This window comes from Candidatus Avelusimicrobium aviculae, from assembly GCF_949292495.1.
In the GTDB taxonomy this organism is placed as follows: domain Bacteria; phylum Elusimicrobiota; class Elusimicrobia; order Elusimicrobiales; family Elusimicrobiaceae; genus Avelusimicrobium; species Avelusimicrobium aviculae.
In genome coordinates this window covers 1-9,336 of sequence record NZ_CASEZB010000025.1, presented here as the reverse complement: position 1 = coordinate 9,336, position 9,336 = coordinate 1, and the positions used below count along the sequence as shown (strand labels likewise).

The 9,336-nt window shown below is 47.7% G+C and carries 11 protein-coding genes; 5 read left to right on the top strand and 6 right to left on the bottom strand.

The genetic code is table 11. The annotated features are described in order from the left end of the window. Nucleotides 1-911 (bottom strand): hypothetical protein (locus tag ACQY33_RS06245; RefSeq protein ID WP_428075007.1); only part of this gene is annotated, 911 nt, incomplete at its 3' end. 392 nt (nt 912-1,303) lie between these two features. Between ACQY33_RS06245 and ACQY33_RS06240 the strand changes: the two genes are divergently transcribed. The 3 genes from ACQY33_RS06240 to ACQY33_RS06230 are packed head-to-tail and all read left to right on the top strand — an operon-like array spanning nt 1,304 to nt 2,898. Beyond that, on the top strand, nt 1,304-1,900 hold the full coding sequence (locus ACQY33_RS06240) for an RNA polymerase sigma factor (protein ID WP_428075005.1): 597 nt from the start codon (nt 1,304-1,306) through the stop codon (nt 1,898-1,900). Then, on the top strand, nt 1,884-2,297 hold the full coding sequence (locus ACQY33_RS06235) for an anti-sigma factor family protein (protein WP_428075003.1): 414 nt from the start codon (nt 1,884-1,886) through the stop codon (nt 2,295-2,297). Before ACQY33_RS06240 ends, ACQY33_RS06235 begins: the two co-directional genes overlap by 17 nt. A 10-nt stretch (nt 2,298-2,307) precedes the next feature. After that, nucleotides 2,308-2,898: a hypothetical protein gene (locus ACQY33_RS06230; RefSeq protein ID WP_428075001.1), complete on the top strand. Its 591-nt coding sequence runs from the start codon at nt 2,308-2,310 to the stop codon at nt 2,896-2,898. Nucleotides 2,899-3,091: 193 nt separating this feature from the next. On the opposite strand, the gene ACQY33_RS06225 is transcribed toward ACQY33_RS06230, so the two are convergent. Both ACQY33_RS06225 and ACQY33_RS06220 read right to left on the bottom strand, forming a co-directional pair. Then, a complete protein-coding gene (locus tag ACQY33_RS06225; RefSeq protein WP_428074999.1) occupies nt 3,092-3,403 on the bottom strand; it encodes a hypothetical protein in 312 nt (103 codons plus the stop codon). A 59-nt stretch (nt 3,404-3,462) separates the two neighbouring features. Further along, nucleotides 3,463-4,758: a DNA recombination protein RmuC gene (locus tag ACQY33_RS06220; RefSeq protein WP_428074997.1), complete on the bottom strand. Its 1,296-nt coding sequence runs from the start codon at nt 4,756-4,758 to the stop codon at nt 3,463-3,465. A 137-nt stretch (nt 4,759-4,895) separates the two neighbouring features. On the opposite strand from ACQY33_RS06220, the gene ACQY33_RS06215 reads away from it, so the two are divergent. Then, entirely contained in the window at nt 4,896-6,125 is a 1,230-nt protein-coding gene (locus tag ACQY33_RS06215) for a carbohydrate porin (protein ID WP_428074995.1), read from the top strand. Between the two features lie 3 nt (nt 6,126-6,128). Here ACQY33_RS06215 and ACQY33_RS06210 read toward each other — a convergent pair whose 3' ends face one another. Continuing rightward, entirely contained in the window at nt 6,129-6,884 is a 756-nt protein-coding gene (locus ACQY33_RS06210; RefSeq protein ID WP_428074993.1) for an ion transporter, read from the bottom strand. A gap of 98 nt (nt 6,885-6,982) precedes the next feature. Between ACQY33_RS06210 and ACQY33_RS06205 the strand changes: the two genes are divergently transcribed. Then, nucleotides 6,983-7,711 carry an SIR2 family NAD-dependent protein deacylase gene (locus ACQY33_RS06205; protein WP_428074991.1) on the top strand — a complete coding sequence of 243 codons (729 nt, stop codon included), beginning with the start codon at nt 6,983-6,985 and terminating at the stop codon, nt 7,709-7,711. A gap of 59 nt (nt 7,712-7,770) precedes the next feature. Here ACQY33_RS06205 and ACQY33_RS06200 read toward each other — a convergent pair whose 3' ends face one another. Together ACQY33_RS06200 and ACQY33_RS06195 are read right to left on the bottom strand one after the other, a co-directional pair. Then, a complete protein-coding gene (locus ACQY33_RS06200) occupies nt 7,771-8,355 on the bottom strand; it encodes an HD domain-containing protein (protein WP_428074989.1) in 585 nt (194 codons plus the stop codon). Nucleotides 8,356-8,377: 22 nt separating this feature from the next. After that, nucleotides 8,378-9,169: a hypothetical protein gene (locus tag ACQY33_RS06195; RefSeq protein ID WP_428074987.1), complete on the bottom strand. Its 792-nt coding sequence runs from the start codon at nt 9,167-9,169 to the stop codon at nt 8,378-8,380. Nucleotides 9,170-9,336 lie beyond the last annotated feature (167 nt).

Below are 9,336 nucleotides of genomic sequence, written 5' to 3'. Positions count from 1 at the left end.
TCCGGCATCTGGCGGCTTATCTTTACTAAACGAGCCGTCAACTCCCGCTCCCCGTTCATAGCTAGTAAGCCCTGGCTTACCGTCATGATCACCGCGGGACCCATTACCCCGTTATATCCATAATCTAATAAATCACCCAACGCCTCCGTGTCCGCGTTGCTCCCTTTGCTCCCGTCCGCCCCAAGTACGCTTAACGCAGCCACCTGCTCTAATACCTTTTGACACGCCGCACCCTGCTCCTTAACGTCTCCGTCATACCCAAAACGTGCCTTTACCCCGCTTATTAAACCTACCCCGCCACAACTCTTCTGACCGGATTTAATGCTCTCCCTTAAAATTTGGGAGGCTTTTTGTTTGTTATTTGGGCTTACTGCGCCTGCCGCCGCAAAAACAGGCAGAGTTTGCGCCAATAATTGGGCGCCTGCTTTTGGGTTCTTTTGGGCATAAATAACAGCGGCGGAAGACAGCAAAGATAAGTATTTTCTGCTTTCTGTTTCCGTTTCCTTTTGCCAGGTTTGATAGTCCGAAGAGTTTTTAAATGTATTCCAAGCCTCTTGTATTTTGGCTTCTTCCTGCCAGTCTTTAACGGCTTGTTGAATTTGGGCCGCTTGGGCAGGGTTTTCAAGCAAGGCTTTTTGTTTGAGGTTATTTAATATCTCTAAATAGAGCGTTTTGTAGATTTGGTATTCATCTGCGGGAGCGTCCTCAGGCGCAGAGAGCGCCTGGGCGGCTTGGCGTATTTCCCCCACCGTAACGACACGTTGTTTTTTTGCTTTTAAATCCGCCTCTTCCAAAACGCTTTTTACCCGCGCGCGCTGGGCTGCGGCATCTTGTTGGGCGTACGCCACGGAAGGAGATATAGTTCCTATAAGAAGAGATATGGTTACTAAAACGGCTATGATTTTTTGCATGGTGTTAATTTACCTTGATATTTAGAACATTAATAAAAAAACCCGCTTCCTTAGTTTCACGGAGCGGGGTTTAATAAATAAAACGATACACACTATTTTACCAAACCACCGCATTGATGCATACGCATATACATGCTAAAGTTAATTAGCATGTAAAAAGAAATACGTCTATGGGATAAGGTGGTTTGTTTCATACTTAAATAATAAAACTTATATTCTATTTCTACAAGGGACAAAAGACCCATAACCAGCATAGGCCTTTTTTATCTCTTCCTAAAAACACAACCTATAAATTATATAAATTTTATTTGAGCATGACAAAGAAAATTTTATAATTTTTTATATATCCAAAAATTAATGTAATAAAAAAGCGACTTATAGGGTTATAAAATATGGCCAATGAAAGAAACGCATTAACAGATGATGAGTTGGTGTTGGATTTTGTTCGGGGGGATGAGTTAGCCTTTGAAGAGTTGGTCCTGCGTTATAAGAACTCTTTATACCAATATATATTGGTAATGACGGGGGACGAAGGCTGCGCCGGGGACCTGTTTCAGGAAGTGTTTTTAAGCGTTTATAAAAACGTTTCAAAATACCAGGCCCAGGGAAAGTTTAAAGCATGGCTCTTCCGTTTGGCAAGAAACCGGGTGTTGAATTATTTCAGAGACCGTGACCCGCTGTTTTCTTTAGACCAGACGGACGAAGAAGGCAAAGAACCTTTGCATGAGATTCTGCCTTCCGGGGAAGAGCTTCCGCTGGAAATTTTAGAACGGGCCGAGCTGGCCCAGGAAATACGGCGCGCCTCAGAGGCGTTACCGCCCAAACAACGGGAAATTATTTACTTGCGGCAGTATATGTCTTTTAAAGAAATAGCCGAAACGTTAAATCTGCCGTTGGGGACGGTATTAGTAACCGGACACAGAGCCATAAAGAAGTTGCAGCATATTTTGCTTAAGAACAGAGAGGTTGTATATGAACCCGTGCGATAAAGTGATGTTGTATGCGTATGGAGAACTGCCCGAGCAGGAAAGAAATTCTTTCCGCCAGCATTTAGAGCAGTGTGCCCAGTGCCGCGCGGAATTAAAATTTATGCAGGCCCAGCAGGCTGCCCTACTTGCACCTGCGGCCCCGGCGAAGTTGGTGGACGCCGTATTTGCCCAAACAACCCGCCGGGCCCCGGCCTATAAATGGCTGGGTGCATTCAAACCCCTGTGGGGCGGCGTACTTACGGCCGTGCTGGCAGTTGGTTTGTTTACCGGCGGTTGGATGTTGGAACACCGCCCAGGCTATGACAGCCAAGAAGTGATCGCCTATATGGCGGCTAATTTGGATGAAGAATACCAAACTTTTGCGTCAGACTTGGCGCAACTGGAAGCAGAGTTCTAAGGAGGACTACATGAAAAAATGGATGATTATGATGCTTGCGCTTAGCTTATTTGCGCCGGCATTTGCGGGGGACAATTCTAAAGCAGAGGGCCCTGCCCCTAAACAACGCCAGGAAGTAAAAGCCGGCCCGGATAAAGCCAAACGCGAAGAAATGCGCAAAGAGCGCAAAGAACGGGATGAGCAGTTTAAAAAGACCCGTGAGCAAGTGGAGAAGCTGGTAAAAGAGTATAAAAAGGCTAAACCCGGCAGCAAAAAGGCCGAAAAAGCCAAAGCCGAATTGGCTGAGCTGGTGGGGAAAATCCGCGAAGACCAGTTAGCGTTCAAACAGAAAATGTTAAATAACTTTGAAGAACGTTTGAACAAAATGGAAAAAGAACTTTCCCAAGCGAAGAAAGACAAAGCTTCTTGGATGGAAGAAAAGACCCAAGCCGTATTGGATGGGGACGGCGATTTGAAAATCTTGTTTAAAGATAAATTGATGCCTCCTCCTCCCGCCGGCAAAAAAGGGCCGGGCAAGAAACACATTCGTAAACATCATCGCCCGGCTGGCCCGGAAGGAGAAATATTGCCTCCTCCCCCACCGCCGGAACTTGAAGATTAATTCACAAACCCCGCCGTTGGCGGGGTTTTTTATATATGCAGGTCTTATCAGCGGTTTTGTTCTCATTTTGGCCGTTTGTGTATGCCATCACTGCGGATAGTTTAACACGCAGGCCGTTTGTGGGCAAAATCTGAATTCATTTAAAATAAAAAACCCCGGCGTAATACCGGGGTATGTTTTTAAAAGAGGCTTATTAGTTAAGCACATCTTTCCAAGCTTGTTTTTCCGCTTCAATTTTAGCTTTGGTATCGTCTACTTTTTGCTGTAAGGCGGCTTTGCCTAAATCGGCCGCGGTGCTGGCGGCAGAGCTGTTGGCGGCGGATTTGGCGGCCTCGTAAGACTCTTTAGCCTGCGTTAATTTCTGGCGGGTTTCAGCCGATTTTTGCAAGGCTTCGTCCAGCGTTAACATTTGGTTGGCGGAAGATGCGGAAGAGGATGTGCCGGTGGAAGCACAGCCCGCTACGCACATAGCGGCCAAGACGCTTAAGCATAATAGTTTTTTCATGTGTTTGTCTCCTATTTATTTTTAGTTTAGTATATTCTATAAATTTTTTTTTATATGTACTATTTTTGTTGGGAAAGGAGGGGAGCCTCGTCGCTCAGCGCGCCGGAAAGACTGCGCGCGTGTTTTATTTGCATTTCTTCCAGCTTAACGGCGGATTTAATAATGCCTACATTGCCGGTAAGAGAGGTCATGGCGTCATCGTAAGATTTGCGGGTAGCCGATAGTTTGGTGTTGATGTCTTCCATACGGGCCACAAACCGGCTGACCCGCTGGTGCATTTCCGCGCCCAGGGCCAGTATTTTATCCATGTTTTTATTGGTGCGTTCCATGCGCCATAAATTTTCCACCACCTGCATAACGGCAAATAAATTGGAAGCCGTTACCACGGACACCCCTTTCTGGCGCGCGTATTCGTTTAGTTCCGGGTCCGCCTGCAAGGCCGCAAAATAAGCGTATTCTATGGGAACAAACATAAATACAAAGTCTAACCCGCGTTCTTTAAGCAGGTTTTGGTATTCTTTGGCGGCAAGTTCGTCTATATGGGCGCGCACGTCTTTTACGTGAGCTTTTAAAAAACGGTCTTTTTCGGCTTCGTCCGTGGCTACGGCCCAGTTTTTGTAATTGACTAAAGACATTTTAGAATCAATAACCACCGTTCTGCCTTGGGGAAGGCGGATTAAAAAGTCTGGGTAGTTGCGGGAGTTGTCTTCCCCCCTTAAGAAAGCCTGTTTTTCATAGTCTTTCCCTTCCGCCAACCCGGCGGAGGTAAGGACGTTTTCCAAAATCATTTCCCCCCAGTTGCCCTGCATTTTTGGGTTTTTGAGGGCTTCGGTCAAATCTTTGGCTTCTTTAGCCAGGGCGTCGTTCATTTGGCGGGTTTGTTCCAGCGCGTGTTTTAAATCCCCGTGGCGGGAGGTGCTTTCATTGCGCAAATCCCCTATTTGTTTGGTAAATTCTTCCAGCTTTTGTTTTAACGGGGCGTACAAATCCGTATTTTTATTAATGAGTTCCGTGCGTTGTTCTTTCAAGGCGTCCGCCGCCATGGTTTTAATGGCGTTTTTGGTTTCCCCTTGTATTTTTTCAAAAAATTCTTTTTGCTTGGCTATCGCGTCTTGCAACGCGTCGGCGCGGGCGTCTAAATCGGCCTTGGCCAGTTCGCTTTGGCGCAAGGCGGCGCGCTGGGAGTTTAACTCCTCTTCCAAGCGGGAAGATTTGGCTTTTTCTTCTTCGTAAAGCTGCGCTTTAACGGCGTTTTGGGCGGCTTGGGCGGAGGGTTTTGCCCCCAGTTTGTATCCGATAAAAAAGGCCAGTGCGGTAACGGCTAAAGCGGCTAAAATATAAAAGGCAATTTGCATAAGAACTCCTTGTTTATGTATCTTGTAAAGGCGGCGCGCTTGGGCCGCGCTTGCAAAACGGTTGTTCATTTATTATATCTTATTACCGGGGTTGGCTGTATTAAACCGTTTTCTTTATGGTTAAACGAACAAAATATATGTGGAAAACTTGTTTATTTTATTTAAAAGCGCTTTTTTTAGGGGGCGGCTGTCTTTTGGCGGGGGTGTGCCTGTGCGCCGCGCAGACGTACGACGCGGGGGCGGGTTCCTCCCAACATGAGCTTCGTTTGCGGCACCGCCGCTACGCGCGCGGGCAGGAGGGAGGCAACTTATGGAGCGCTTATTCTGCTTGGTTAAAAGAGGCGCAAACAAAATTTAATATACAGGCGGGGGTGGATATTTCTTATGCGTTGCAGCGGGTGTCCTCCTCCGGCAAGCAGACGGCTGTGCAGGGAATATATTACCCGTTTGTGCAGTGGAATGTTCTTTCCGGCGGGTCTTGGGGGAAAGGCGTAATTAACGCAAACTATACCTTGGTGCATTATTGGGGGACAGAAGCCTTCCAGCTGCAGCGGCGCATAGGGGCGGCGGCGGGCATAAATGACGGGTTAACCGGGTCGGAAAGCTTTTCCCAGCTTACTTATACCCATACTTTGCCCGGTAAATGGGATTGGCTGTCACTTACCGCAGGGCAGTTTTCCATAGGAAATTTTGATTCCACTTCTTATTTGGGGAATCAGCAGACCTCTCTTATGAACGCCTCGTTTGCGCAAGATTTGTCTTCCGTTTATCCGTCAAGCAGCGTGGGGGCGTACGGGCAGGCCTCTTACGGGGGATGGAGCCTGTCCGCCGGCTATCAGGACGCAAGCAATTTATCCGGCCAAGATATCCGCCTAGACCAAGCTTTCAGCGGGAAATACGCGTTTTTTACCGCCCTTAGCCTAACGGAAAAAAACGGCGGGTTTTATAATTTTTTGTACTATCACCAACCTTCCGTGCGCGGGCAGGAGGAAAGCTCCAACGGTTTTAGCCTAAGCCTCCAGCAGCCGCTGGCGGATAAATGGGTGGTATTTGCGCGGGGCAATTATTCCGGCGGGGATGTTGCCGCCGTTTCCCGTTCTTTTGCGGCGGGAGCGGGTTTAAAAGACCCGTTTGGCTTAAACGCGCAAGATATTATTTTGCTGGGCGTTGCTTTCAACCGGTTGAATCCTTCAGCGTGGGGAAATCATTTATCTCAAAAGAGGGAAAGCGTTTTTGAACTCCAATGGGTGTGGAATATTACCCCCTGGATAAGCCTCAGCCCCGATGTGCAGCTTTACCCCAAAACGGCGCAAAAAGGCCGCCGTTTTGCGGCGGCGGCCGGCTTGCGTACAACCATTATGTTGTAGGTATTAAATTTGCGGAGGATTTTTCTTGTGTTCGTATTTTTGAAACTCCTGCACAATCCCCCCCGTCAGCAAGGCCGTTAATATGGCAAAAAGTACAAGTCCCATAAAAACCGTAACGGCGGTGATGATTTTGCCGTATAGCGTAACGGGTACCAAATCCCCATAGCCCAGCGTGGTGAAAGTTTGCAAAGACCACCACATCGCGTCCACCATATTTGCAAAATGATGGGGTTGGGCAAGGTGCTCCACGCGGTAAATCATAAAGGAACTCCAAATCCACAGCATAAGCAAAAACGCGCCGCAGATAAGCAGCTCGCTCTTCTTTTTTTCCACCACGGCGTTCATCAGCTGTATGGCGTTGGTATAGCGCATCAGCATAAAAATGCGAAACACCCTCAGCATACGCACCATGCCGGTTCCCAAAATATAAAAAGGGGAAATGGCCAGCAAATCAATAATCATTAAAGGTGTAAGCATGTATTTAATGCGCCCGGCTATGGGGCGGGCGTATTGCGGGTCCTGCGTGCAGGTAATGACGCGCAGGGCGTATTCCAGCGCGAAAACAAGGCTGATAAATAAATCGGTATGATAGGTAATGCGCTTGATATAGGCGGGTACGTCTTTTACGCTTTCCAGCACGTCTATGGGCACGCTGAGCAGAATTAAAATGATGATAAACGTGTTTAGAGCCGTGGTTAATTTGCTGTTATTGTTAAATTGCAGGGTATTATAGATAAATTTTTTGGCGCGGGGAAACATAGGCCCTCCTCGTTTTGAATACTAGCAAACATTGCCGGGGGCGGGCAAGGCGTTTTTGTTATTAGTTTGCGGCGGGAAATTTTTTATACAATACTTTTATGAAAAATATAAAACAAGCGGCGGATATTATTAAAAACGCCACCGGCGCCGTGGCGTTTACGGGGGCGGGAATCAGCGTGGAAAGCGGCATCCCCCCCTTTACGGGCAAAGGCGGGCTATGGACGCAGTATGATCCTAAATTTATAGAAATTGATTTCTTTTACGCCCACCCCAAAGAGTCCTGGCAGGAAATGAAAAAAATCTTCTTTTCCAGCATGGGCCAGGCCCAGCCCAACAAAGCGCACCAAGTGTTGGCGGATTTGGAGAAAAAAGGTTTTTTAAACGGCGTGATTACGCAAAATATAGACGGTCTTCACCAAGCGGCGGGCTCTAAAAACGTACAGGAGTTTCACGGCACGATACACACGCTGTCCTGCCCGTCCTGCCTGCGCAAATACCGGCTGGAGGACGTAAATTTGGATGAAGTTCCCCCTCGTTGTTTTTGTGGGGCCGTTTTAAAGCCGGATTTTGTGTTCTACGGGGAAGGCATACCGCCCAAAGCGTATCAAAATTCCTTAGAAATGGCCCAAACCGCGGACGCTGTTATCATTGTAGGCACGGCGGGGCAGGTAATGCCGGCTTGCAGTTTGCCTTTGTACTCCAAGCAAAACGGCGCCAAAATTATAGAGGTGAACACCCTCCCCTCCAGTTTTACGGATACAATCAGCGATTTGTATTTTCCGGTAAAAGCTACGGAGTTTTTTGCCGAGTTGGAAAAAGAGTTTTAACCCGTACTTGCAAACAAAAACCCTGCCTTTTGGCAGGGTTTTTATTTGCCGTAAAGGGGCTATAATTTAGCTTCTTCTTGCTTTATTTGCTCTTCAGAGGCGCGCATGGCGCATAGGGTTTTGTCCAGCAGGGCGTCTAACTGCCAGCCCAGCATTTCGGCCCCTTGTTTAATGACATCGCGCGAGCACCCCGCCGCGAATTTTTTATCTTTAAATTTCTTTTTTAAGCTGGCCAGCTCCATATCCTGCACGCTTTTGGAAGGGCGCATGCGCGCCGCCGCGCCAATCAGGCCGGTCAGCTCGTCCGCGGCAAAAAGCACTTTTTCCATTTCGTGTTCCGGTTTTACGTCCGTTACCAGGCCGTAGCCGTGGCAGCAGACGGCGCGCACCAGTTCCGGCTCCGCCTGGATTTCAGCCAGCAGCTCAGGCGCTTTTTTGCAGTGCTCGGTGGGATATTTTTCAAAGTCCACGTCATGCAACAGCCCGCACAGCGCCCAAAAATCCGCCTCTTCGGCGTAACCCAACTCCTGCGCGTACCAGCGCATAACGGCTTCCACCGTCAGCGCGTGCTGCAGGTGGAAAGGCTCTTGATTGTATTTTTTTAGTAACTCCAGCGCTTGGGCGCGGGTGATGTGTGTTTGCATAGATTAAATCTCCATAAACAAATTAAAAAGTGTATTCGTCCGTCATAAAAATAATAACGGAAGGGTCTTTATCAAACGCTTGCTGTAAGAAAGTCTTTTTTAAGCTGGGGCGTTTGGTGGTTGAATAATAGATCGCTTTGCGAATATTGGGGAAATAGGCTTGTAAATACTTATATTTGCCAAAACTGGCGGCGACGGCTTGGGGTTGATATTCTTTTAATTGGCCGGCAAGCAGTTGGTTAAGTTGGGCGCGTTTTGCAGCGCTATGGTTGTCTTCAGCAAATCCGTCCGGTATTTGCAAAAGAATGGGAAGGCCGCACTTCTTTAATAATTTGGCGGTTTCTCCCGCGGGGGTTTCAAACATAAAATGTTCTTTGGCAAGGCCAAAGCGTTGCGCCAAGGAGCGGAAGTATTGTAAATCGGCTTGGGTAAGGGTGGTTTTTAAGTCCAGCCAATAGGTTTTGTTTTGGGGCGCTTTTAGTACGGAAAGAATCTCCGCCAGCGTAACGGCGTAAGGAATAGAGTCTTCGTCGTGCCCAACAACTAAGTTGCCTTGCGCATTGCGGATAATGTCTATCTCGTAACCGGGATATTTGTCGTCTTTTGTCTTAGCGCGGTACACAGTATTTACCGCGTGTAAAAAACGCGTGCTTGGCGGGCGGTACCCATCGGTATAGTTTCGGGTGTCTGGAGAGGCCAGCAAGTCTGTCAGCGGGGCCATTTTATGCTTTACATACAAGCGCATAAACGGGGCGTATAGCACCCCCAATAAAATAAGCAGCCCGGCTGTTAAAAATAAAATCTTCTTCTTCATATTTTTATTTTATCAAATCCCGCCGGGTATGAAACTCCCCGGGCTTACGCCCGGGGTTTCTTTCTATACGAACAATTTCATTGTTCGCCCCAAATCTTCTTTTCCCTGCATATCTATATATTTTCGTATTTGTTCTTCGTTTATCCCTACCGTGGATACAAAGTATC